Source organism: Rhodococcus sp. OK302, assembly GCF_002245895.1.
Classification (GTDB): Bacteria; Actinomycetota; Actinomycetes; order Mycobacteriales; family Mycobacteriaceae; genus Rhodococcus_F.
In genome coordinates this window covers 132,245-153,388 of the sequence record NZ_NPJZ01000001.1, presented here as the reverse complement: position 1 = coordinate 153,388, position 21,144 = coordinate 132,245, and the positions used below count along the sequence as shown (strand labels likewise).

The window sequence follows — 21,144 nt, the reverse complement described above, 5'->3', positions numbered from 1 at the left end:
GCATGCATTGATATCGGAAGAGGACACATGTACTTCACTCAGGGTTTGCACCGGTCGGTCCAGCGCGAACCGGATGCCATCGCTGTCGTGGACGGCGATCGACAACTGACCTTCGCTCAGTTGGAAAGCCGTGTTTCCCGTTTGGCGGGGGTTTTCACCTCGCGCGGGCTTGAACCGGGAGACCGGGTGGGCATGCTGGCTACCAATTGCCTCGAATATGTCGAGTATGCCTTTGCATGTTCGTGGTCGTCGATGGTGTTGTCTCCGTTGAACAATCGCTGGAGCCTCGACGAACTGGCCTTCCAGATCGAGGACGCCGGAATCAGAGTGCTGCTGGTCGACGGCCCACGTCGCGCAGTCGCCCAGCAATTGCGTGACAGGTGCCCGGTGCTGGAGACCGTGATTGTGTTCGGTGCGGAAGAACTTCATGCCGGCGCTGTTGATTACGAGTTGGCTCTGGCTTCACAGGCTCCGGTTTCCGACACTTATGCCGACTCTGACGCGCTGGCTGTGCTCATGTACACGGGCGGCACCACCGGTCGACCCAAAGGCGTCATGCTCAGCGCCGGCCAGATCTTGACGTCTGCGATGGGAGTTCTTGCCAGCACGGGAGGACCGAATCTTGCGGGACGCTATCTGCATGTCGCTCCGCTGTTTCATCTCGCTGCCTTCGCCGGACTGGTGCGATCGTCAGTTGAGGGTTCGACCCATATTCTGATGGGCGATTTCACCGTCGAGAAGTTGGTTGAAACCATTGCGGACAAGCGGGTGACCCAGACGGTACTCGTCCCGACAATGGTGGCGTCGATGCTCGAATACTCTGCTCGCGCTGGACTGCCGATCGACAGCCTCCGCTTCATCACCTATGGCGCCTCGCCGATGCCGGAAAGATTGTTGCACACACTGATCGAACGGCTACCGGAGTTGCGACTGCACCAGGGATACGGAATGACCGAGCTCGCACCGGCAGCGACGGTGCTCCGCGACGAGGATCATCGGAATCCGGAGCATCCCGAACGGCTGCGTTCGGTGGGCCGCGCGGCGCCACATGCGGAGGTGCGGATAGTCGACGCCTTCGATACGGAACTTTCCCGCGGTGAAATCGGTGAGGTGATCGTGCGCGGCAACAACGTCATGACGGGCTACTGGAACAATCCGGTCGAGACCGCGAAAGCCCTGCGGGACGGGTGGATGCACACCGGTGATCTTGGCTTCATGGATCAGTACGGCTACGTGTTTCTCGTCGACCGACTCAAGGACATGATCATCTCGGGCGGCGAGAACGTCTACAGTGCGGAAGTCGAAGCGGCGCTGTCCCTGCACCCGGGAGTGAGTAGTTGCGCAGTCATTGGTGTCCCGGACGACAAGTGGGGTGAGCGAGTCCATGCGGTTATTGTCCTGACCCCCGAAACTATCCTCAGTGGTGAGGAACTCCGCGATTTTGTCGGTGAACGTATTGCGCGCTACAAAGCCCCGCGAACGGTCGATTTTGTCGACGCATTGCCGCTGTCGCCAGTGGGAAAGATCCTCAAGCGGACTCTGCGTGAAAGCTACGTCTCATGACGGTGTTGTACGACGCGATCGATGGGGTCGCGACCATCACCCTGAACAGGCCGGAGCGTCGTAACGCGGTTTCGCGCGAGTTGATGAGCGACTTCGAGCAAGCAGTGAATCGGGCGGCAGCGGATGCGACTGTCCGGGCCGTGGTACTCACCGGCGCCGGCGCGGACTTCTGTGTGGGGCGTGATCATGCCTCGGATCCTTCGTCCCGAATCGTGGAAGGTGTTTCGGCAGAAGCGGATCGGGTTCGACTCCGGAGTGCATCTCGAGTGATCGAAGCTCTGATCGACCTGCCGAAACCGAGTATCGCCGCGATTCGAGGTGGCTGCGCCGGCGGTGGCCTGTCTTTCGCGCTGGCCTGCGATCTGCGTATCAGCGCTGATACCGCGGTATTCAACTCGGCCTTCGTTGCAGTGGGTTTTCCCGGAGACCTGGCCCTGCCGTGGATACTCACCCGTGTACTGGGCACTGCGAAAGCGCGTGAAATCATGCTGTTCCCAGACAAGTTGAGTGCTTCCCAAGCACTTGCACACGGACTGCTCACCGAGGTGGTCGGCGTCGAGAATCTTGATTCGCGGGTGCACGCGCTGGTTCGCCGGTTGGCTGATTCGGCACCGATGGCTATCCGCGGTGCACGAATGAATCTCGAAGAGGCAGTGAGACGCCCGTTGCCGGAGTATCTGGTTGGCGAGGTTGACCGCCTCATCGGCGCGGCGTATTCGCCGGATGCAGAAGAAGCACGCCGGGCATTTCTGGAAAAGCGCACGCCCGCGTATTCCACATCGAACCTTTCCGTAGGAGCATCATTATGATCGATCCGCAGATTCGTACTCTCCATTTCGAGGCGTACCGGCAGGTGATTCGTAACTTCACCGACAACGAACTCATTCCCCGTGAAAACGAGATGGTTTCTGCCGGTGAGGTTCCCGCTGATCTGGTCCAGCGGATGGCCGAACTTGGCTTGTTTGCGATCACTCTGCCCGTCCGGGTCGGAGGTTTGGGATGGACCGTCGAGCAGCAGGTGATGCTGACCTTCGAGTTCACCCGGTCGTCTGCTGTATACCGTTCTCGTTTCTCCACCAGCATCGGTCTGGCGTCGCAGATCCTGCTCGAATACGGCACCGACGCTCAGCGCGAGAAGTACCTGAAGCCAATGGCAGAGGGGGAGTGTGTCATGGCATTCGCTCTCACCGAAGAGCATGCCGGCAGTGACGCTTCCGCAGTGCGTACCACCGCAATTCGCGATGGCGACGACTACGTCATCGATGGCGAGAAACGCTACATCACCAATGCGGCCTGGGCTGATGTTCTGATCGTGTTCGCTCGTACCGAGGACGGCGAGATCTCGTCGTTCCTGGTCGATCGGGAAACTCCCGGCGTCGAGACCCGGTTGCCGGAACTGATGAACGGCCACGCCGAGGGGCCGGTAGCGGAGGTCAGCCTCCGCGGCGTCCGGGTGGGCGCCGACCGGTTGATCGGTGGTGCAACAGGTTTGGGAATGGTTCATGCAATGCGCGGAATCAATCAGGCCCGCACGCACGTCGCTGCCACAGCAGTGGGGCAGGCAACCCGCATGCTCACCGAGGCAATGGAGTACGCCGGCAAGCGTGAACAATTCGGGCAACCGTTGGCCGAATTCGGTGCGGTGCAGTCCATGCTCGGGCGCAGCTACGCGGAACTCGAAGCCGGCCGAGCGATGATCCTCGACTGTGCGCGCGAGTTCGATCGTGGCACTCCGCCGCGTCACCGGATCGCGGCGGCCAAGTTGTACTGCACCGAAATGGCATCCGTCGTGGGCGACCGTGCGGTACAGGTGCTCGGCGGCGTCGGCATCGTCGGTAACCATCCGGTGCCGCGGATGTGGCGTGATGTGCGGGCTCTTCGCATCTACGAGGGTGCCTCGCAGGTTCACGAGCGCAATCTCGCTCGCGCGCTGCCAACCTTGCTCGGCTGAAAAGGCACCAACACAACACTTCCGTCACGACTGAGAGAATTCGAGGAAGAATAATGGCTACCACCACAGGTCGAGGTCCGCTCGCCGGTATTCGAGTCGTCGAGCTTGCCGGAATCGGTCCGGGTCCGCACGCAGCGACGCTGCTCGCAGATCTGGGGGCCGACGTTGTCCGTGTCCAGCGCGCCGGGCTGATCCCCGGACCGGGTCAGCCTCGTGACCAGACTCAGCGTGGGCGTCGTATCACCGAGGTGAACCTCAAGGATCCGGCCGGCATCGAGGTAGTCCTCGGCTTGATCGAGCGCGCTGACGTGCTCATCGAGGGATTTCGGCCCGGTGTCACCGAGCGGCTCGGACTAGGACCGGATGTTGCGCTGCAACGTAATCCAGGTCTGGTGTACGGCCGGATGACGGGGTGGGGCCAGGAAGGTCCGCTGTCGCAGGTGGCCGGCCACGACATCAACTACATTTCGCTGACCGGTGTTCTGCATGCGATCGGCCGGCAGGGAGAGCGTCCGGTGCCACCGCTGAACATGGTGGGCGACTTCGGTGGCGGCTCGATGTTCCTGCTGTTCGGAATTCTTGCTGCGCTTCTCGAGCGACAGAATTCCGGGCAGGGGCAGGTTGTCGACGCGGCAATGGTGGATGGGACTCTGGCTCTCTCACACATGATGTGGAATTTCCGCGGACTCGGCCGCTGGTCGGACGAGCGCGGCGTGAACATGCTTGACACCGGAGCGCCGTACTACGACACGTACGAAACTTCCGACGGTAAGTACATGGCCGTCGGCGCGGTCGAACCGCAGTTCTACTCGCTCCTGCTGGGCGGGATGGGGCTGGACCCGGAATCGTTGCCCGGGCAGAACGACAAGGACGCCTGGCCGCAGATGAAGAAGGTGTTCGCGGATGTGTTCCTGTCGAAGACTCGCGACGAGTGGGCGGCCATTTTCGACGGTACCGACGCGTGCACTACTCCGGTGCTGACGTTTGCGGAGGCGTCGTCGAATCCGCATGTGGCTCATCGTGAATCGTTGGTGGAACTCGATGGTGTCACGCAGCACCGGCCGGCACCGCGATTCTCCCGCTCAGATCCCGGTCTGCCGACGCCCCCGGCCACCGAACCTGTTGACGCAGGGACGCTATGGGCGTGAAATTCGCTGATGCGGAGGCGCCCGCACATAACGTCGAGGTTCTCGATCTGCAGACCCTACTGATACTGGAGAATCTCGGTTCCGACAGATTTCGAGGATCGTGCCATGCCGGTTCTCCGGGGCGGATATTCGGCGGACACCTTGCGGCGCAGGCATTGACGGCTGCCGGCGGGACTGTACCCGGCGAGATGATGGCGCACTCGATGCACGGGTACTTTCTCAGTGCGGGAGTTCCGGGCGCGCCCATCAGCTATGAGGTGCAGCGCGTTCGGGACGGTCGGACGTACTGCGCTCGTCAGGTCACGGCAGTGCAGGGCGGCGAGCCGATCTTCACGCTCTCGGCGTCGTTCAAACTCCCCGAGTTCGGTGATGACCGACAGAGTGACATGCCCGACGTGCCGAGTCCGGAGGACCTTCCGGATCCGTACGAACGTTGGGCCCGTCTGCGCCCGGAACATTTTCGCCGGAACATCACCCACCGTGTGATGTCGCTGAGATTTGTTCCGGACAACGTACTGCGCGGGCAGAACGGGCGCACCGAACAATGCGTGTGGTTCAAACCGCTCCGACAGTTTTCCGACGATCCGGTGCTTCACATGGGGGCCTTGACCTACGCGTCGGACCTGACATTGGCGTCGACGGCATCCCTCGACATTCAGCCGCACAGTTCACTGATGGAAGACCCGACGCGCATCATGATGGCCTCACTCGATCATGCGATGTGGTTCCATCGACCCTTCAAAGCCGACGAGTGGATGCTGTTCAGACAGCAGAGCGACTCCGCGACCGACGGACGTGGGTTGTCGACCGGAACTTTCTGGACGCGTGACGGCGTCTTGGCTGCAACCGTGGTCCAGGAGTCGCTCTTGCGGCGAATCGACGGCATGTAATTCGTCGGAGCCTAGGATGTGGCAATGCCAGGTAAGAGCGAAGCCCGTGTTTGTGATGCGGCATTGGCGCGTGCCTTCAGCTTTCTGGGCAAACGCTGGAGCGGTGTCATTCTCGGCACGCTGCTGAGCGGGCCGGCAGGGTTTGCCGAGCTCAAGCGGGCTGTCGGCGGGATCAGTGACTCGGTGCTCTCCGAGCGGTTGACGGAATTGGCGGGCGCGGGACTGGTGGTTCGCAGTGTCGACGCCGGTCCGCCCGTCGCGGTGGAATACCAGCTCACAGCGTCGGGGCATGCATTGTTGCCGGCCTTGAACGAGCTGACGACGTGGGCCGCCGAGAACCTGCCGGCGGCGGACTGTCCAGCGTCGTGACTGCGTCGGTCGAAGTCGCAACGTAGTTGCAACCTCCCGCCAAATAGTGTTCTGGATCACATCGAGTTCGCGGTGATTCGCGGTGATTCGCGATCGAACAAGGTGCACGGTCCAGGGTCGCAACCGGTGGCGATTGTGGACAAGGCTCCGTGGGTTGAGACCACAGCTCGCGGAGCCGTTCCTCCGCTCAGGAGGGGCGAATCGCAGCTCAGCTACCGAATATCGAGCCCAGCGAACCGAGGGATCCGGTCGCCTGCGGCGCGGTGACAACGACCGTGACCTGCAGAGTGGCGTCAGGGGCTGTGCCGTTCGTGGCGATGACAGTGAAGGTGTAAGTGCCAGTAGTGGTCGGTGTTCCGGCCAAGGTCGGAATGCCGGTGACCAGGTCGTTCTCGAACGTCATTCCGGGGGGAAGCTGCGTCTTGTCGGTGACGATGATCGTGATCGGTTCCGGTGTTCCGGTCGCGGTGAATGTGACCGGGGTGAACGCGGTGCCGACGACAGCGGGCAACTGCTGCAGCGGAGGGTCGACGAAGGCCGGGGCCACGGTGTACGGGGTCACGTTGACAGTGAAGGCTCCCGAACCGGACCCCATGGTGTTGCCTGCCGTGCAGGTGACAGTGGTGGTGCCGGCGGGGAACAGTGTTCCGGAGGCAAGGCTGCAGGTGCTGAAGTCCACACCGGTGGGCAGGGTCGGGGCGGTCCCGACTCCGGGTGTGGCGGGCACCGTGACATCTCCCGGAATCAGAGAGGAACCGGTCAGATCTGCGCCGGTCAGGTTCGCGTTGGTGAGGATGGCGCCGGACAGATCTGCGCCGGTCAGGTTCGCGGCGGTCAGGTTCGCGCCGGTCAGGGTCGCGCCGGTCAGTTTTGCGCCGGTCAGGTTCGCATCGAACAGGGATGTGGAGTCCAGTCTCGCCTCGGTCAGGTCCGCGTTGCTCAGTTTCGCGCCGGTCAGGATCGCGCCGGTCATGTCCGTCTTGGTCAGTTTCGCGTAGCGCAGGTCCATGCCGGTCAGAACCGCGGTGCTCAAGGTTCGGTTGGAACAATCGGTATAGGTCAAGGAGGTGGGGTTGGGGACGTACCTCGTGCACACCCTGGTGAGGAGTTCAGCGGGGGTCTCCGCTGCTGCGGCGGGTCCGACAGCAGTCCCGAACATCACCGACGCGGCGAGAACAACCCCGCCCACTACAGCGGTGATCGGTGCGCGGGTCATTCTTCGAGGCAGGTTTTTGTGCTGGTTCTCGGTTCTTGTCATGGTGGGGTGCCCTTTCCGGGCTGTGTCCGCACGGGCTGTGTCCGCACGGGGTGCGGTGCGGCTACCGGAAGCAACCACCCAGCAAAAGTACCGGACATTCATGCTGTTACGGCCGGATCGGTGAAGAATGCCCGCACTGAAAAGTGCACCACCGATGACCGGTACATCACTGCGTCGTATCGGACACACGGGATAAACGGGTTGCAACGAGGGGATCTGACGAGTCCTGGTATTGACGGGCACCACGAGCAGTTCACCGAGAATTTCGGCCGGAACCAACGACGAAGCCTCTCACCACCAGGTGAGAGGCTTCGACTGTTCTATCGATGGGGGTGGTGCGGTTACGTCAACTCAGCTCAGCTACCGAAGATCGAGCCCAGCGAACCGAGTGAACCGAGCGATCCGGTCGCCGGCGGGTCGACCACCGGTGCGTCGGCGACAACGACCGTCACCTGCAGAGTCGCGTCGGGGGTGGTGCCGTTCGTTGCGGTGACGGTGAAGGTGTAGCTACCCGCGGTGGTCGGTGTGCCGGCCAAAGTCGGGACATCCGTGACGGGATCATTTTCGAAGGTCATTCCCGGCGGAAGCTGCGTCTTGTCCGTCACGATGATGGTGATCGGTTCCGGGGTTCCGGTCGCAGTGAATGTGACCGGGGTGAACGCGGTACCGACAACGGCGCGCAACTGCTGCATCGGGGGGTTGACGAAGGTCGGCGCTACGGGATAGGGGGTGACCGTGACAGTGAAGGTTCCCGAACCGGACCCCTTGCTGTTGCCTGCCGTGCAGGTGACGAGGGTGTTGCCGACGGGGAACAGTGTTCCGGAGGCTCGATCACAGGTGCTGCGGTCCAGTCCGGTGGGCAGGGTGGGGAAGGTCCAGGTGACGGTGGCGCTGGCGACGGATGTGGCGGGCACCGTGATAGCGGCCGGAATCAGATTCGCGCCGGTCAGATTCGCGCCGGTCAGGTTCGCGCCGGTCAGGGTCGCTTCGATCTGGAACGCGCCGGCCAGGTTCGCGCCGGTCAGGTTCGCGCCGGTCAGATTCGTGCCGGCCAGGAACGCGCCGGCCAGGTTCGCGCCGGTCAGGTTCGCGCCAGTCAGATTCGTGGCGGCCAGGTTCGCGAGCTCCAGGTTCGCGCCGTGGCAGTTGGACACTCGGGGAGGAACGGCGGTCGGGTCCGGGTCCGGCTCGTAATGCGTGCAGGCGTCGGTGAGGGTCTGGTCGGGTGTTGCGGCGGCGGCGAGGCCGGTGCTGGCAGTCACGACCGCGGCCGCCGCGAGAACAACACCACCGAATGCGGCAGCGATACGGCCACGGCGAGGGCGGGTCCGCCGGTGGAGAAGATCAGAAGATGTCATGGTTGTGCCCTTCCCTGGCTGTCCGCACACGGTGCGGTGCGGCTACCGGAAGCAACCACCGAGTAAAAGTACCGGACATTTTCCCTGTTTCCAGTGGATCGGTGAAGACCGCTCGCACCGAAAGTGCACTACCAACGAGCTGTAGATCACTTCGAGGTTCAGCTCATCGGAGGAGGAACTCGGTCGTGACTCGTTCGAATGCTTCCTTGGCTTCCACCATCACCCAGTGACCGCAGTTGGGAAAGATGTGCAGCTCGGCGTTGGGGATGAGCCGCAGCGGGATCATCGGCATATCCGGCGGGCACTGCCTGTCGTCGAGACCCCAGGTGAGCAGAGTCGGGCACTGCACCTTGTGCATCATCGACCAGTACGGCGGCACATCCGACTTGGACATCATCTGCTGTTGCGCTGCAAATGCTTTGGAGCCGTACATCGCCTCCAGGCTCTGGTGTGAGGCCGGATCGTTCGCGGTTTCCCAGCGTTCCTCGATCCGTTCCTCGGTGATGACGCTGGGGTCGAACACCATGCATTCGAGCCAGTGAACCAGTCCTTCGCGGCTGGGGGCGTCAGCGAACTGCTGTAGTAGACGCGTTCCCTCGCTGGGGTTTTGGCTGAAGATATTTGGGCCCACCCCGCCGATGGTGACCAGTTTGCTCACCCGCTCGGGATGTCGCATGGCCACGTTGACGCCGACGACGCCGCCCATCGAATTGCCGATCATTGCCGCCGACGAAATGTCGAGTGCGTCCATGAAGCGGATAACTGCCGAACTGGCAGTGATAACCGGGTGTCCGTCGACGGGGTCACTGATACCGAAACCTGGGAACTCCAGTATGTAGCAATGGAAGTGCTCAGCGAAGACCTCCAGGTTTCCGCGGTAATTTCGCCATCCGCTGACTCCGATTCCGGAGCCGTGCAGCAGGATTAGCGGTGGGCCGTCGCCGGCCTCGTGATAGCGCAAGATTCCCTTGTCTGTTGCTACTTCCCGCTTGGTTCCCTCGTAGCTCACGTCCATTCGGCAATGCTAGAACATGTTGCAGTTTTATGGGGCGGTTAGTGGCTTATCGCTTCCGCGTCTTCAGTAGCTGCTTGGCCTCGTGCAGTTCATCGGATGACAAGGGCGGCAGGGGGAGTGGGTCACGGTGCAGGCCCTCGGTGCGGAGTCCGTCGAGCATTACCGACATGTACCGACGCCACACGGTCGGATTGACGGGTTGGGCGAACTCGGTGACGGCACCGACCATGAAGATGAGGCCGAAGAGGTCGGTGGGCACTGCGTCGGGGCGCAGCATTCCGGCGTCTTGTGCCCGCTTGAATATTTCTTCGACGGCCGGTTCGATAATGGATCGCTGGCCTGCGACCTGCTCGCACCCTTCGTCGGTTCCGTTGAGAACATCTTTGAGTCCACGATTGACCGACATACGGCCACAAGCGAATTCGGCAAAAGTGACCAGCGCGTCCCAGGGATCAGGATTGGCGAGAGAGGCTTCGGTGGCGGCAGCCATATCGGCAAAATTCTGCTGGAAGACGCCGTCGATCAACTCTTCCTTGTTGGAGAATCGTCGGTACACCGTTCCGACGCCGACACCCGCGCGGCGAGCGACGTCGTCAAGCGTGACGTCGATTCCTTCTTCGGCGAACAGCTCGCGTGCGGCATCGATGATCAACTGCCGATTGCGTGCGGCGTCGGCGCGAAGCGGGCGTTCCATTGCGGTACTCATGATGTCCAGTTTACTCGCCAAGTGGAGACAACATCTCCGTTTGGGTGTACCGTTTTTTCTAACCGGAGAAGCCATCTCCGCATAGGTTGGGTGAGGGAATATGTCAGACATTGCTGAGTGGACTGAAACCGAGCAGTCCCCGGCGCCTTCAGGGGACAACCACGCAAAACGGTGGCTGATTCTCGCGGTTCTGGGAATTGCGCAGCTCATGGTGGTCTTGGATGCCACCATCGTCAACATCGCGCTGCCGGCTGCGCAGCGCTCACTGGAGTTCGGGGATTCCGATCGTCAGTGGATCATCACGGCCTACGCCTTGGCCTTCGGCAGCTTGCTGCTGCTCGGCGGTCGGCTGAGCGACCTGTTCGGTCGCAGGCGCACCTTCATCGTCGGCCTGATCGGTTTTGCGGTCACCTCGGCCATCGGTGGTGCCGCCGTCAACTTCGAGATGCTTGTCGCCGCACGTGCGGGTCAAGGTGTCTTTGGTGCACTTCTTGCACCGGCGGCGCTGTCCTTGCTGACGGTGACCTTCACCGACCCGGCTGAACGCGCAAAGGCCTTCGGAATCTTCGGTGCCGTTGCCGGCGCCGGTGGCGCTGTCGGACTACTGCTCGGCGGTGCGCTCACCGAATGGGTCGACTGGCGCTGGTGCCTCTTCGTCAATCTCTTCTTCGCGGCAATCGCATTGGTCGGAGCTGTGATCTTGTTCGCGCCCCACGTCGCGACCAGTGACAGGCCGAAACTCGACATCCCGGGAACAATCCTGGTGGCGATCAGCTTGTTCAGCATCGTCTTCGGATTCTCCAAGGCAGAGTCCGACGGCTGGAGTTCAGGCCCCACCATCGCGTGGCTGAGTACGGGCGTCGTCTTCATGGCCGCATTCATCTACTGGCAGACCAAGTCCGACCATCCGTTGCTTCCGCTGCGCGTGGTAGCCGACAGGATTCGTGCCGGCGCGTACCTGGCCATATTCCTTTCCGGCATAGGCATGTTCGCGGTCTTCCTGTTCCTGACCTACTACATGCAGCTGATCCTCGGCTACACGCCGATCGCTACCGGACTGGCCTTCATGCCGATGGTTGCGGGAATCGTCACCGCGGCCACACTGTCGACGGCAGTGTTCCTGCCCAGATTCGGTCCGCGAATCCTCATCCCGAGCGGAATGGTGATCGCTGCAATCGGATTGACAATTCTGGCGCAGATTTCCGTCGACAGCACCTATGCCGTCCACATCATGCCCGGACTCATCGTGACGGGCCTCGGTATGGGCACCATCTTCGCGCCGTCGATGCAGGGCGCCACCTCGGGAGTTCGATACGAGGACGCCGGAGTTGCCTCGGCGACGGTCAATACGATGCAGCAGGTAGGCGGTTCCATCGGTACCGCACTGCTCAGCACTATCGCAGCATCGGCGTCCACCAAGTATCTGGTCGGCCGCGAGATGAATCCGCTGACACAAGCGCAGGCAGCCGTCGAAAGTTACACAACGACGTTCTATTGGGCCGCAGCCATTTTCGTGGTCGGCGCAGTGTTGACGGGGCTGGTCATCCGCAGTGGTCTGCTTCCGTCGGCACCTGAGGGTGAATTGGTCCTCGCGCACTGACGAACGTGCTGGGGTCACCGCCGTGTGAACGGTGGCCCCGGCCGGTGCGGAATACTGGCCCCGGCCGGTGCGGAATACTGCTGAGCATGAAGTGGAAAAGTCCGACCGACACCGGCTGGTCTGTGCAAATCGCGGCAGACCTCTCATCAGTGGCTATTTTCGATCCGGCCGGTGTGCTGCGCGGTGAACTCTTTCCGGCTTCGGATAGCGAGTTCACAGGTCATTTCGGCAGTTGGAAGCGGGAATCCACGGCTGAACGTATCGATCGATACGGTCCGGCCCTGATCAAAGGCAAGCCTGCGACCTTACAGTTGCCGGGTGTGGGTGCCGTGAGCGTTTCGGACGGAAAACTGGGCGCGATGCGGCGCCGGAACAAATTCTGCGAAGTTGCAGTAGCCGGACGTCGGTATCGGTTCGAACATTCGTCGGGGCGCAAGGCAACGGCACTGCGCGACGGAACCAAGTTGGCCCGGTACGTGCGAGCTCACGGTCTTCGTTCAATCGATGTGTCGCGCAAGAGTTTTTCCGCGACGGACCAACTCGACGAGTGCGTGCTGACGCTGTTTCAGAAGGTCATCTTGCCGGGGCGAGAGGGCGCATTCAGCGAGATAATGTCGGCGCTGAGTATCTGATCAGCAGCCGCCGTCGGAAGCTGATCGGCAGCGATGCAGGACATGGTCGAGTTGATCGGTACTGAGCGCAGGAACCGGAAGCTCGCGGGGCGCGGACCGTGAGCTGCACAGTCCGTCGATCATGAACCCGAGCACTCGTCGGTACGCCTGAGGGGCTTCGTCGCCGCCGAAGTTCTGCGCCATCTTGATTGTCTGCATCAGGAGAGGGACGTCATTGATCTCGAAGTCGCTGCGCAGCGTTCCCTGCTCCTTGGCGCGATTGACGAGGGCGGCGGTGCTGCGAGTGATGCTCGCGCGGGCCTTGGAAAACGCGTCGGACTCGAAGCGGCTGTCCATGAGGAGGTCGCCGAAACCGCGGTTGTCGGACATGCGCAGTGAAATTTCTTCGAGATAGTGGACGAGGCCGGCCCAAGCGTCGGGCGCCTCGAGGGAGATGGTCGCGAGGGATTCGATCTCGGCGCAGCGGGTGTCGAAGAGAGCCTGGATCAGTTCGTCTTTGCTGGCGAACCGTCGGTAGACAGTTCCGACTCCCACGCCGGCATGGCGCGCGACGTCGGCCAGGGTGGCGTCGAGGCCTTGGGCGCCGAAGACTGCTCGAGCGGAGTGGAGGATGCGCTCGAGGTTGGCTTTTGCGTCGGCGCGCAGGCGCGGTGGCGTGCAGTCGGCCGAGATTCCCGCACCAGGCGCGTCGGGGTGTGTTGTCGGCATCCTCACAGTCTACGACACTAAGCGGAATGCTCGGTTCCGCTAGTGCTATATTGCTAAGCGGAACGTATGGTTCCGATTAATTTCACGAGAGAAGCTACATATGAGCACGTCTGACATCTGGGTCGGGAGCAATCCGACCTCGGTGGTAGGTAGGCAAAAGGGTGGCATCTCGGCGAAATTGACGGGACTCCTCACCGGTGATCGCGCATTCGTTCAGCTCATTCGGTTCGCTCTTGTCGGCGGAATCAGCAACATCCTCTACTTCGGTGCCTTCCTTGCGCTTCACGGCGACGGTGTCCTTCTCGCAAATGCTGTCGGCGCAGTGCTCAGCACCATCCTGGCCAACGAACTTCACCGCCGGCTCACCTTCCACGCCGCTGATCGCGTCCACTGGTTCACCGCACAGTGGGAAGGCGGCGGACTTGCGCTGATCGGATTGGCGGCCAGTTCGGCGGCCATCAGCGCGTTGGGTTTCCTTCTCCCCGGGGTCTCGGGTGTTCTGCAGGCCGGATTCGTGATCGGTGTGAGCGCCCTCGTCGGAGGCCTGCGCTTTGTTGCCCTTCGCGGTTGGGTGTTCTGACCGAACTCGCTCGCGACGTGGGGAACACTGAGACCCATGAGCATTTCGATAGCCGACTCCGGAATCCGGTTGGGACTGCTCTGTCTCGCAATGGCCGTACTGGCGGCCGTGATCTATCGCTTCACTCACCTCGGTAGCGTCCGCGCCGTTCCCGGCGCGGTGGTGCGCGGAGCATTGCAGCTCGCAGCGATCTCCGTGATCCTGGCTGCGGCCCTCGCGCACATCTGGTCGGCGGTGCTCGTTCTCATCGGAATGTTCGGTGCAGCATCATATACCGCGGCACGACGATCCCTGGCCGGAATCTCCGGTGCATGGTTGAGCGTTGCGGTGGCGTCGGGAGTCGGTGTTGTGCTTCCCCTGATGCTGGTTTCCGGGGTCGTGCCCCTCGAAGGCGTGGCGCTGGTGCCGATCGGTGGAATCGTGATGGGCGGTGCCATGACGGCAACGTCGTTGGCTGCCAAGCGTGGTCTCGACGCCATCGACGGACGATACGGAGAAGTGGAAGCCGCTCTCAGCCTTGGCTTCTCGCAGCGGGATGCGCGATGGGAAGTGGCTCGCACCGCGGGTGCCGACGCCTTGCTGCCCGGGCTGGACCAAACCCGAACCGTTGGCCTCGTGACATTGCCCGGTGCGTTTGTCGGTGTACTGCTTGCCACGGGTTCGGCAGTGCAAGCCGGCGCCGTCCAAATCCTCGTGTTGGCAGGATTGCTGCTGGCTCAAACCTGCTCGGTGGCAGTGGCGTTGGAATTGGTGGCGCGGGGATTTGTCTATCGAAACCGGGCTGTCAGGCCGACGCGAGTGCGTTGATCCTGTCGCTGTGTAGAACACGATCGGGAAGATCCGGGGTGTTCACAGCGAGGGCGATCATGGCTTTTCCGATGTTCTCGCTGGTGGTGACACTGCCCGGCAGCATCCTTTTCAACAGCGGATAGAGCGGTACCGAGATTGTGTAGAACGCTTTGTACCACCAGGTTTTTGACGGTGATCCCGGGCGTGGACGGATGAATCCCGGTCTGAAGATGTAGACGTTGAGGGGGAGTGCGAGCAGTGCATTCTCGACTCCGCCGCGTACCCGTTTCCACATTGTCCGGCTGGTCTCGGTGGAGTCGGCGCTCTCGCCGGACACGTAGACGAACACCGTCTGGGCATTCAAGCGTGAGAGCGTTGTTGCGGCCGAGAGCGTGATGTCACGAGTGACCCTGGTGTAATCAGGTTCGTCCATTCCCGCGGAGGACGCACCGAGGCAGAAGAAGCAGGCGTCGGATCCAGCCAGATCTGCTTCGACTGCCGTCAGATTGAGCAGATCGCGATGAACGACGTCGATGACCTTCGCGTCGGTAGTGATGGACGCGTTGCGGCCGACGGTGACAACAGTGTCGATTCGTGGATCATCCAGGCATTCGCGCAGAACGCTGTTGCCCACCATTCCCGTCGCCCCGAAAATAACAACCTTCATTTCAATGCCCCCCAGCCGTGGAATTATCTGGTAACCCTACCGGACGGTTTGCCGACGGATGCGGGGGTGAGAGATGCCGGACCCGAGAACTCCATGTGGTCTTCCAGGTTCCCCAGGGTGGAGTGAAGTCGGTCCAGAATGTAGTTCTGACGCATGTTCCACGGCGACTTCGAACCTTGCTTCGGAAACTGTTCGACGGCGCGCATCACGTATCCGGACGCAAGATCGAGAATGGGCCGCTGATCCATGTCTTCATTCACCTGGGGAACGCACGTCGTGTGACCGCGCTTCTCCATCTCGGAAAGTAACCGGCACACGTACATCGACGTCAGATCTGCGCGCAAAGTCCACGATGCGTTGGTATATCCGACGCACAGGGCAAAGTTCGGAACTCCACTGATCATCATGCCCTTGTACACGTATCGCTCGCCCAGCGTCACTGCCTCGCCATCCACCTCGATGGTCATGCCGCCGCAGGCTTCCATCTTCAAACCTGTTGCGGTGACGATGATGTCGGCTTCCAGTTCGGTACCCGACGAGAGTCTGATGCCGGTCTCGGTGAAGGTGTCGATGGTATCCGTCTCAATGGACGCCTTGCCGGAGCGAAGGGCCTTGAACAGATCCCCGTCGGGGACGACGCACAGGCGCTGATCCCACGGATCGTACGTCGGCGTGAAATGTGGATCGAGCGGAACATCTTGGGGCAGTTGTCTCTTGGCTGCCAACCTGAGGATCTTTTTGGCCCGCGCCGGGCTGCGTCGACACAGTTGGTAGAACCCGAGATTGATCAGAACACTTTTCCATCGAACTATGCTGTGTGCCAGCTTGTCCGGCAAGATCTTGCGGACGGAATCAGCAATCTTGTCGCTCGACGGAAGAGACAGGATGTACGACGGGGACCGCTGCAGCATCGTGACGTGCTCGGCTGTGCGCGACATCGTCGGAACCAAAGTGACTGCGGTAGCGCCACTTCCGATGACAACAACCTTCTTGTCGGCGTAATCGAGATCCTCCGGCCAGAACTGCGGATGTACCACCGTCCCGCCAAACGTCTCGAGTCCGGGGAAATCTGGTGTGTAGCCCGCGTCATAGCTGTAGTACCCACTGCAGAGATACAGAAAATTGCAGGTCAGAACGTGAATACGATCGCCGCTGGCGATGGTGGCCGTCCAGGTAGCGGTCTCGGACGACCACGATGCCGCTACCACCTTCTGGTTGTACCGAATTTTTTGATCGATGCCGTTCTCGCGAGCGGTGTCGCGGACGTAACGAAGGATGGACGGGCCGTCGGCAATTGCCTTGGCGTCCGTCCACGGACGGAACGGATAGCCGAGAGTGAACATGTCGGAGTCCGAGCGAATGCCGGGGTACTTGAACAGATCCCAGGTTCCACCGCTGTTCGAGCGGGCTTCGAGGATTGTGTAAGACTTTCCGGGAAGCTCGGTCTGGAGGCGATACGCCGCACCGATGCCGGACAGTCCGGCGCCGACAATCACTACGTCGAGGTGTTCGATGCTCATCTGTTCGGACTCCGTATCGAGTGCGCCGTCATTGGCCGAAGGGTGGTTGAAACCCACACTACTGAGTGACGCTCAGTAGTGCGAGATCGGAATTATCCGAGCAAAACCGGAATTTTCAGCCGACGGTTGGTCGATGATGGAGGTTCGTACGGGCGGCGACACGTCGAGGAGAAATCAATATGGTCCGTTCCAGGCGGGTGGCCGGAGGTTTGGCCGTCGTGTGCACGATGTTGTTGGTCAACCTGGGAGTTGCCACCGCAGATGAGCCGATTGCCGGATCGGTCATCTCGCGCGCGCCTCTCGAAGCGAGCGTCCTACCGGCCGGAGCCGCCGTCTCGGAACGGGTTGTCTACCGAACGCTGCGGACAGCGGATCACCCCGGGATCTCGTCAGGTTCGATATTTCTTCCCGAAGGGACCCCGCCGCCGGACGGTTGGCCGGTGATCTCGTACGCACACGGAACAGTAGGCATCGCAGATCCCTGCGCGCCCTCGGCAACGGGTTTCGATGTGGTGGAACGCGAACCCATCGAACGATGGCTGGCCGCGGGCTACGCGGTGGTAGCAACCGATTACTCCGGTATGGGCACGGAAGGAACTCTTGCGTATCTCGACGGTCACGCCGCGGGCGCCAATGCGGTCGACATTGTTCGAGCCGCGCATGAGGTGTACGGAGACGTCCTCGACGACCGCTGGATGGTGGCGGGTCTCTCGCAAGGAGGACACGCGGCGTACTTCGCCGGTCACGAAGCAAGCTCTCGCGCACCGGAATTGGACTTCCGTGGAACTGTTGTTGTTGCCGGGCCCACCCACATGGAAGGGCTCTTCCCGCTCGGTGGCCCGCTGTTTCCGGAACTCGGCATCAGCGGTCTCGTAGGGTATGCGCTCTACGTTCTCGCCGGCATCGACGATCAACGGTCCGAAGAGAATGTTCGCCAGTACCTTTCACCCCTCGGTGTTTCGTGGATGGAGAAAGCTGCAACGGTCTGTGCCGCCGATCTGGGCCGCGCAGTTGCTGCCGAACACATTCAATTGGGGGCGCTGTTTGCTCAATCCTTGTGGACGCCACACATGCACGACCTCCTGCGTTCCATGCTGCAAGTGCCCGTCGACGGATACGACCGGCCACTGCGCATCGTTCAATCCACGTCCGACACGACGGTACCCATTCCGCTCACCTGGGCGCAGATTGCCGACTTGCGTGTCCGCGGAACACAATTCGAATATCAGCAAATCGACGGTGTCTCCCACAGTCGATCGTTGATGGCGTCGATGGATCAGACGATGGAGTTCACGGATCGGGTGATGCGCTAGACGCCTAGTAGTGCATTCTGTAATGCATCGTGTGGTCGTTGCCGTTTGCGACCCACACGATTGCAGCAATCGCGTAGAGAATGCACACGATCAGAAGCAGTCCGCCGGCGATGATCAGCGATATCTGCCCCAGTCGTTTCACTCGATCCGACGCGTAGCGTGAGCCCGCCACATCGCCGTCGGCCCACAACGGATAGACGTTGAAGGCATGTGTGAATGCCGCGAAGGCCAGCGGCCAGAAGAAGAGCAGAGACGCCACTGCCCACCCGGCATTAACGGGTGGACGTTCGGGGTTCCGGGGGATGGCAGGCTGGATAGGTTGTTCCGAACTGGTCATGAGGATCTCCTGACAAGAGGGTTCCTACTCGACGCTACTGCGATTGTCCCGAAGATTCACTGAGCCTTTGCGAGGTCAGCCGTAGTGCCAATCGTGATCCATCTTCCGGAAGTACGGAAACAGTGTTGCCTCCTCGAAATCGAGATGGGACTGCATGTGATCGGCCAGTTCGGTGAAGGCGGTACGGGCACGCTCCACAGTTGTCGGATCGGTGCTCAACTGCAGTGACGCTCTCTTTGCTTCCGAGACGATCTCGCCGACAGCCTTGTGCTCGGATTGCAACCGCTCGACTGCCGGTGCCAGCTCGGGAAAATTCCGCGTCATGACGGGGAACATCCGTTGATCCTCGATCGTGTGATGCAACGTCAAGGTATTGCAGTAGAAATCGCAGTTGACACGCAGTTGCCACACAAAATCAGCGATGGTGAGTCCGGAAATCATGTCCGGAATCGATGAGCGGTCAGCTGTTTCGTCAGCCAGCAGTACCAGTGCCTGCTCGAGAACCTCGACATCGGCTCGCAGTGGTTCGTGGACCTGTCTCAGTTGCTCGACCATGCGTCGGCCGGCGGGCGTCGATCGAGTTTTCATGCCGGTACCGATGCGCGGTCCGCCAGCATTCGCGCAACAGGCAGGACGTCTCGGGCAGCCATCTCGATACGCTCGAACACCTCGGGATTGAGAATAGTGGTGCCGTCGAAATCGCCTGCGCTGAGATAGATTCCGACCGGAGCGGTCCAGGCTTGGAAGAACGCGAACAGTGGGCGTAACGCGTGATCGAGAACAAGTGCGTGTCGATCACTGCCGCCGGTCGCAGCAAGAATCACCGGAGTGTTCGCCAGCGCGTACTGATCCACCAGATCGAAGAAATGCTTGAACAATCCCGGATACGACCCCCGGAAAACCGGGGATGCCGCAATGACGATGTCTGCATTTTCCACCGCAGCCAGTGCGTCGGCGGTGGCTGTGTCAACCTGATCGCGATCGAGTGTTCCCGCCAGCCCTGGCAACAGATCGACGATTTCGATGAAGGTGGCGTCGATCTGCTCGGAATCGCCGAGAGTGTCGACGATGAGATCGGCCAGCGCACGAGTTTTCGACGGTTTCTGCAGGTTGCCTACGACAGCAACAACTTTGAGTGGTGTGGTCATGAGTGGAGTCCTACTTCTCGGATGCTTTCAGGGATTCGATTTCCTTACGGACGACGGGAGCAACTTCGGTGCCGAGGATTTCGATAGCGCGCAGCATGTCCTTCTGGGGGACGTTGCCGAATCCCATCTGGATCATGATGCGGTCATGATGGAACAGTTCGTACTGCGCCATCGTCTTGTCGATGATCTCCTGCGGACCGCCCAGGAAGAATGCACCGGCCGTGGTGGCCTGAGCTTCGTAAGCCCGGCGCGGCATGGGAACTCCGTTTCCGCGCTGGTGATGGTTCTGCATCCAGCCGGCCTGGAAGTACGGGTACGACGTATCGAGTGCAGCCTGCTTCGAGGTGTCGACAAAGCCGGGCGACGCAATCGAAACTTTCAGGTTCTTCGGGTCATGGCCGAAATCGGCTGCCGCCCGGCGATACAGGTCGACAAAGGGCTCGAACTGCTGGTAACTACCGCCGATGATGGCCAGCGACAACGGAAGCCCGAGCTTGGCGGCGCGAACCACCGAGGCGGGAGTGCCGCCGACGGCGATCCACACGGGGATCTGGCGATCCGGGCGCGGTGTCACGTCACCGTCGACCAGGCTGGGGCGGAGGTTCCCTTCCCAGTTGATCGGATTCTCGTCACGCAGTTTGAGAAGCAGATCGAGCTTCTCGGCAAAGAGCTCGTTGTACTGGGACAGATCGTAACCGAACAGCGGGAATGACTCGGTGTACGAGCCTCGGCCGGCAATGATCTCGGCGCGACCTTCCGACAGGAGATCGACCGTGGAGAACTGCTGGAACACGCGAACCGGATCGTCGGAACTGAGGACCGTGACGGCGCTGGAAAGCTTGATCGAGTTGGTGGCTTGTGCCATTGCGGCCAGGACGACTGCGGGCGACGAGACTGCGAAGTCTGTCCGATGATGCTCGCCGACGCCGAAGACGTCGAGTCCGACTTGATCGGCGACTGTTGCCTGCTCCACCAGATGGCGAAGGTGGACACCGGGATTCATCATCTTGCCGGTTGTGGGATCGGGGGTGAGCTCGCCGAAGTGGTAGATGCCGAGTTCGAATGCCATGTCTTTTCTCTCTATCGATTCGTGGGGGTGATGGGGAGTTGCCGGACACCTAAGTCGCAGGCATCTCCCGTGTTGGTGTGGTGCGCCGCGAGGCGGCCGAAGAACTTGTCGAGGACCGGGAGTTCTTCCGGTTCGATGAGATCGGCGAAGTATTCCGCTATCCCTCGCCGATGGATGTCAGAGGCGGCGCGCAGGGTCTTCTTGCCGGCCGGGGTGAGTGAGATGGTGACGACGCGACGGTCGTTGTCCGGGCGGATACGTTCGACCAGACCGGCTTCTGTCAGGCGATCCGCGACTCGGGTGACTCCGCTGGTGGTGACCAGGACCTGCTCGGCGAGGTCACCCATCCGTAGGGAGTTACCGGGGGCTTCGTGGAGTCGGAGCAACACGTCGTACTGGCCGAGGGTGAGTCCGGTGGCGGAGCGAAGATCAGCCTCCATCTTGCCGAGGATGATGCTGTGCGCGACCACCAGATTGCGCCAGGTGCGGCTGCGTACCGGTTCGTCGGTGTTCATCCTCGGTC

The 21,144-nt window shown here is 61.3% G+C and carries 23 protein-coding genes; 11 read left to right on the top strand and 12 right to left on the bottom strand.

Annotated features, from left to right (window positions below):
• Positions 1 to 27: 27 nt before the first annotated feature.
• Genes BDB13_RS00710 through BDB13_RS00685 form a run of 6 tightly spaced genes read left to right on the top strand, consistent with a single transcriptional unit; the run spans position 28 to position 5,921 of the window.
• Positions 28 to 1,563: an acyl-CoA synthetase gene (locus BDB13_RS00710; protein ID WP_094269957.1), complete on the top strand. Its 1,536-nt coding sequence runs from the start codon at positions 28 to 30 to the stop codon at positions 1,561 to 1,563.
• Complete coding sequence (locus BDB13_RS00705; protein ID WP_094269956.1) at positions 1,560 to 2,372, top strand: enoyl-CoA hydratase/isomerase family protein; 813 nt, start codon at positions 1,560 to 1,562, stop codon at positions 2,370 to 2,372. Before BDB13_RS00710 ends, BDB13_RS00705 begins: the two co-directional genes overlap by 4 nt.
• The gene (locus tag BDB13_RS00700; protein WP_094269955.1) at positions 2,369 to 3,514 is read left to right on the top strand and encodes an acyl-CoA dehydrogenase family protein; all 1,146 of its coding nucleotides are present in this window, start codon (positions 2,369 to 2,371) and stop codon (positions 3,512 to 3,514) included. The genes BDB13_RS00705 and BDB13_RS00700 overlap by 4 nt, the downstream gene beginning before the upstream one ends.
• A gap of 53 nt (positions 3,515 to 3,567) precedes the next feature.
• Complete coding sequence (locus BDB13_RS00695; RefSeq protein WP_094269954.1) at positions 3,568 to 4,662, top strand: CaiB/BaiF CoA transferase family protein; 1,095 nt, start codon at positions 3,568 to 3,570, stop codon at positions 4,660 to 4,662.
• The gene (locus BDB13_RS00690; RefSeq protein WP_254922652.1) at positions 4,659 to 5,552 is read left to right on the top strand and encodes an acyl-CoA thioesterase; all 894 of its coding nucleotides are present in this window, start codon (positions 4,659 to 4,661) and stop codon (positions 5,550 to 5,552) included. The genes BDB13_RS00695 and BDB13_RS00690 overlap by 4 nt, the downstream gene beginning before the upstream one ends.
• 24 nt (positions 5,553 to 5,576) lie before the next feature.
• Positions 5,577 to 5,921 (top strand): winged helix-turn-helix transcriptional regulator, encoded by a 345-nt coding sequence (locus BDB13_RS00685; RefSeq protein WP_094269952.1) that lies wholly within the window; start codon positions 5,577 to 5,579, stop codon positions 5,919 to 5,921.
• Positions 5,922 to 6,129: 208 nt separating this feature from the next.
• Here the strand turns inward: BDB13_RS00685 and BDB13_RS00680 are convergent, their stop codons facing one another.
• From BDB13_RS00680 to BDB13_RS00665, 4 genes are all read right to left on the bottom strand, one after another.
• A complete protein-coding gene (locus BDB13_RS00680) occupies positions 6,130 to 7,137 on the bottom strand; it encodes a pentapeptide repeat-containing protein (RefSeq protein WP_176459493.1) in 1,008 nt (335 codons plus the stop codon).
• 398 nt (positions 7,138 to 7,535) lie between these two features.
• Positions 7,536 to 8,537, bottom strand: a complete 1,002-nt coding sequence (locus BDB13_RS00675) for a pentapeptide repeat-containing protein (protein ID WP_094269950.1) — start codon at positions 8,535 to 8,537, stop codon at positions 7,536 to 7,538.
• Positions 8,538 to 8,700: 163 nt separating this feature from the next.
• Positions 8,701 to 9,552: an alpha/beta fold hydrolase gene (locus BDB13_RS00670; protein WP_094269949.1), complete on the bottom strand. Its 852-nt coding sequence runs from the start codon at positions 9,550 to 9,552 to the stop codon at positions 8,701 to 8,703.
• Positions 9,553 to 9,598: 46 nt separating this feature from the next.
• Positions 9,599 to 10,258 (bottom strand): TetR/AcrR family transcriptional regulator, encoded by a 660-nt coding sequence (locus BDB13_RS00665; protein WP_094269948.1) that lies wholly within the window; start codon positions 10,256 to 10,258, stop codon positions 9,599 to 9,601.
• A gap of 100 nt (positions 10,259 to 10,358) precedes the next feature.
• Between BDB13_RS00665 and BDB13_RS00660 the strand changes: the two genes are divergently transcribed.
• On the top strand, positions 10,359 to 11,858 hold the full coding sequence (locus BDB13_RS00660; protein ID WP_094269947.1) for an MFS transporter: 1,500 nt from the start codon (positions 10,359 to 10,361) through the stop codon (positions 11,856 to 11,858).
• 86 nt (positions 11,859 to 11,944) lie between these two features.
• Positions 11,945 to 12,490, top strand: coding sequence for a hypothetical protein (locus BDB13_RS00655; protein ID WP_094269946.1), 546 nt, complete (start codon positions 11,945 to 11,947; stop codon positions 12,488 to 12,490).
• Here BDB13_RS00655 and BDB13_RS00650 read toward each other — a convergent pair whose 3' ends face one another.
• On the bottom strand, positions 12,491 to 13,198 hold the full coding sequence (locus BDB13_RS00650) for a TetR/AcrR family transcriptional regulator (protein WP_094269945.1): 708 nt from the start codon (positions 13,196 to 13,198) through the stop codon (positions 12,491 to 12,493).
• A 100-nt stretch (positions 13,199 to 13,298) separates the two neighbouring features.
• Here BDB13_RS00650 and BDB13_RS00645 point away from each other — a divergent pair, with 100 nt between their 5' ends.
• Positions 13,299 to 13,778 carry a GtrA family protein gene (locus BDB13_RS00645; RefSeq protein ID WP_094269944.1) on the top strand — a complete coding sequence of 160 codons (480 nt, stop codon included), beginning with the start codon at positions 13,299 to 13,301 and terminating at the stop codon, positions 13,776 to 13,778.
• A 36-nt stretch (positions 13,779 to 13,814) separates the two neighbouring features.
• Positions 13,815 to 14,585 carry an ABC transporter permease gene (locus BDB13_RS00640; protein WP_094269943.1) on the top strand — a complete coding sequence of 257 codons (771 nt, stop codon included), beginning with the start codon at positions 13,815 to 13,817 and terminating at the stop codon, positions 14,583 to 14,585.
• Here BDB13_RS00640 and BDB13_RS00635 read toward each other — a convergent pair.
• Together BDB13_RS00635 and BDB13_RS00630 are read right to left on the bottom strand one after the other, a co-directional pair.
• Complete coding sequence (locus tag BDB13_RS00635) at positions 14,563 to 15,234, bottom strand: NAD(P)H-binding protein (protein WP_094269942.1); 672 nt, start codon at positions 15,232 to 15,234, stop codon at positions 14,563 to 14,565. The two genes, BDB13_RS00640 and BDB13_RS00635, sit on opposite strands and share 23 nt — an antisense overlap.
• Before the next feature lie 23 nt (positions 15,235 to 15,257).
• Positions 15,258 to 16,754 (bottom strand): flavin-containing monooxygenase, encoded by a 1,497-nt coding sequence (locus BDB13_RS00630; protein ID WP_094274572.1) that lies wholly within the window; start codon positions 16,752 to 16,754, stop codon positions 15,258 to 15,260.
• A 179-nt stretch (positions 16,755 to 16,933) separates the two neighbouring features.
• Between BDB13_RS00630 and BDB13_RS00625 the strand changes: the two genes are divergently transcribed.
• Positions 16,934 to 18,067 (top strand): alpha/beta hydrolase, encoded by a 1,134-nt coding sequence (locus BDB13_RS00625; RefSeq protein WP_094269941.1) that lies wholly within the window; start codon positions 16,934 to 16,936, stop codon positions 18,065 to 18,067.
• Positions 18,068 to 18,071: 4 nt separating this feature from the next.
• Here BDB13_RS00625 and BDB13_RS00620 read toward each other — a convergent pair whose 3' ends face one another.
• From BDB13_RS00620 to BDB13_RS00600, 5 genes are all read right to left on the bottom strand, one after another.
• The gene (locus BDB13_RS00620; RefSeq protein WP_094269940.1) at positions 18,072 to 18,404 is read right to left on the bottom strand and encodes a CD225/dispanin family protein; all 333 of its coding nucleotides are present in this window, start codon (positions 18,402 to 18,404) and stop codon (positions 18,072 to 18,074) included.
• A 75-nt stretch (positions 18,405 to 18,479) separates the two neighbouring features.
• Positions 18,480 to 18,992: a hemerythrin domain-containing protein gene (locus tag BDB13_RS00615; protein WP_094269939.1), complete on the bottom strand. Its 513-nt coding sequence runs from the start codon at positions 18,990 to 18,992 to the stop codon at positions 18,480 to 18,482.
• Positions 18,989 to 19,552: an FMN reductase gene (gene msuE / locus BDB13_RS00610; RefSeq protein ID WP_094269938.1), complete on the bottom strand. Its 564-nt coding sequence runs from the start codon at positions 19,550 to 19,552 to the stop codon at positions 18,989 to 18,991. The genes BDB13_RS00615 and msuE overlap by 4 nt, the downstream gene beginning before the upstream one ends.
• 10 nt (positions 19,553 to 19,562) lie before the next feature.
• Positions 19,563 to 20,621, bottom strand: coding sequence for an LLM class flavin-dependent oxidoreductase (locus BDB13_RS00605; protein ID WP_094269937.1), 1,059 nt, complete (start codon positions 20,619 to 20,621; stop codon positions 19,563 to 19,565).
• 11 nt (positions 20,622 to 20,632) lie between these two features.
• Positions 20,633 to 21,136: a MarR family winged helix-turn-helix transcriptional regulator gene (locus BDB13_RS00600; RefSeq protein WP_094269936.1), complete on the bottom strand. Its 504-nt coding sequence runs from the start codon at positions 21,134 to 21,136 to the stop codon at positions 20,633 to 20,635.
• Positions 21,137 to 21,144: the final 8 nt, after the last annotated feature.

Excerpts from the sequence above, each read along its gene's own strand:
- BDB13_RS00620 (WP_094269940.1), bottom strand. The coding sequence starts at position 18,404 with ATGACCAGTTCGGAACAACCTATCCAGCCTGCCATCCCCCGGAACCCC.
- BDB13_RS00705 (WP_094269956.1), top strand. The coding sequence starts at position 1,560 with ATGACGGTGTTGTACGACGCGATCGATGGGGTCGCGACCATCACCCTG.
- BDB13_RS00600 (WP_094269936.1), bottom strand. The coding sequence starts at position 21,136 with ATGAACACCGACGAACCGGTACGCAGCCGCACCTGGCGCAATCTGGTG.
- BDB13_RS00615 (WP_094269939.1), bottom strand. The coding sequence starts at position 18,992 with ATGAAAACTCGATCGACGCCCGCCGGCCGACGCATGGTCGAGCAACTG.
- msuE (WP_094269938.1), bottom strand. The coding sequence starts at position 19,552 with ATGACCACACCACTCAAAGTTGTTGCTGTCGTAGGCAACCTGCAGAAA.
- BDB13_RS00695 (WP_094269954.1), top strand. The coding sequence starts at position 3,568 with ATGGCTACCACCACAGGTCGAGGTCCGCTCGCCGGTATTCGAGTCGTC.
- BDB13_RS00655 (WP_094269946.1), top strand. The coding sequence starts at position 11,945 with ATGAAGTGGAAAAGTCCGACCGACACCGGCTGGTCTGTGCAAATCGCG.
- BDB13_RS00650 (WP_094269945.1), bottom strand. The coding sequence starts at position 13,198 with ATGCCGACAACACACCCCGACGCGCCTGGTGCGGGAATCTCGGCCGAC.
- BDB13_RS00700 (WP_094269955.1), top strand. The coding sequence starts at position 2,369 with ATGATCGATCCGCAGATTCGTACTCTCCATTTCGAGGCGTACCGGCAG.
- BDB13_RS00680 (WP_176459493.1), bottom strand. The coding sequence starts at position 7,137 with ATGACCCGCGCACCGATCACCGCTGTAGTGGGCGGGGTTGTTCTCGCC.
- BDB13_RS00605 (WP_094269937.1), bottom strand. The coding sequence starts at position 20,621 with ATGGCATTCGAACTCGGCATCTACCACTTCGGCGAGCTCACCCCCGAT.
- BDB13_RS00670 (WP_094269949.1), bottom strand. The coding sequence starts at position 9,552 with ATGGACGTGAGCTACGAGGGAACCAAGCGGGAAGTAGCAACAGACAAG.
- BDB13_RS00685 (WP_094269952.1), top strand. The coding sequence starts at position 5,577 with ATGCCAGGTAAGAGCGAAGCCCGTGTTTGTGATGCGGCATTGGCGCGT.
- BDB13_RS00665 (WP_094269948.1), bottom strand. The coding sequence starts at position 10,258 with ATGAGTACCGCAATGGAACGCCCGCTTCGCGCCGACGCCGCACGCAAT.
- BDB13_RS00710 (WP_094269957.1), top strand. The coding sequence starts at position 28 with ATGTACTTCACTCAGGGTTTGCACCGGTCGGTCCAGCGCGAACCGGAT.
- BDB13_RS00625 (WP_094269941.1), top strand. The coding sequence starts at position 16,934 with ATGGTCCGTTCCAGGCGGGTGGCCGGAGGTTTGGCCGTCGTGTGCACG.
- BDB13_RS00630 (WP_094274572.1), bottom strand. The coding sequence starts at position 16,754 with ATGAGCATCGAACACCTCGACGTAGTGATTGTCGGCGCCGGACTGTCC.
- BDB13_RS00635 (WP_094269942.1), bottom strand. The coding sequence starts at position 15,234 with ATGAAGGTTGTTATTTTCGGGGCGACGGGAATGGTGGGCAACAGCGTT.
- BDB13_RS00660 (WP_094269947.1), top strand. The coding sequence starts at position 10,359 with ATGTCAGACATTGCTGAGTGGACTGAAACCGAGCAGTCCCCGGCGCCT.
- BDB13_RS00640 (WP_094269943.1), top strand. The coding sequence starts at position 13,815 with ATGAGCATTTCGATAGCCGACTCCGGAATCCGGTTGGGACTGCTCTGT.
- BDB13_RS00675 (WP_094269950.1), bottom strand. The coding sequence starts at position 8,537 with ATGACATCTTCTGATCTTCTCCACCGGCGGACCCGCCCTCGCCGTGGC.
- BDB13_RS00645 (WP_094269944.1), top strand. The coding sequence starts at position 13,299 with ATGAGCACGTCTGACATCTGGGTCGGGAGCAATCCGACCTCGGTGGTA.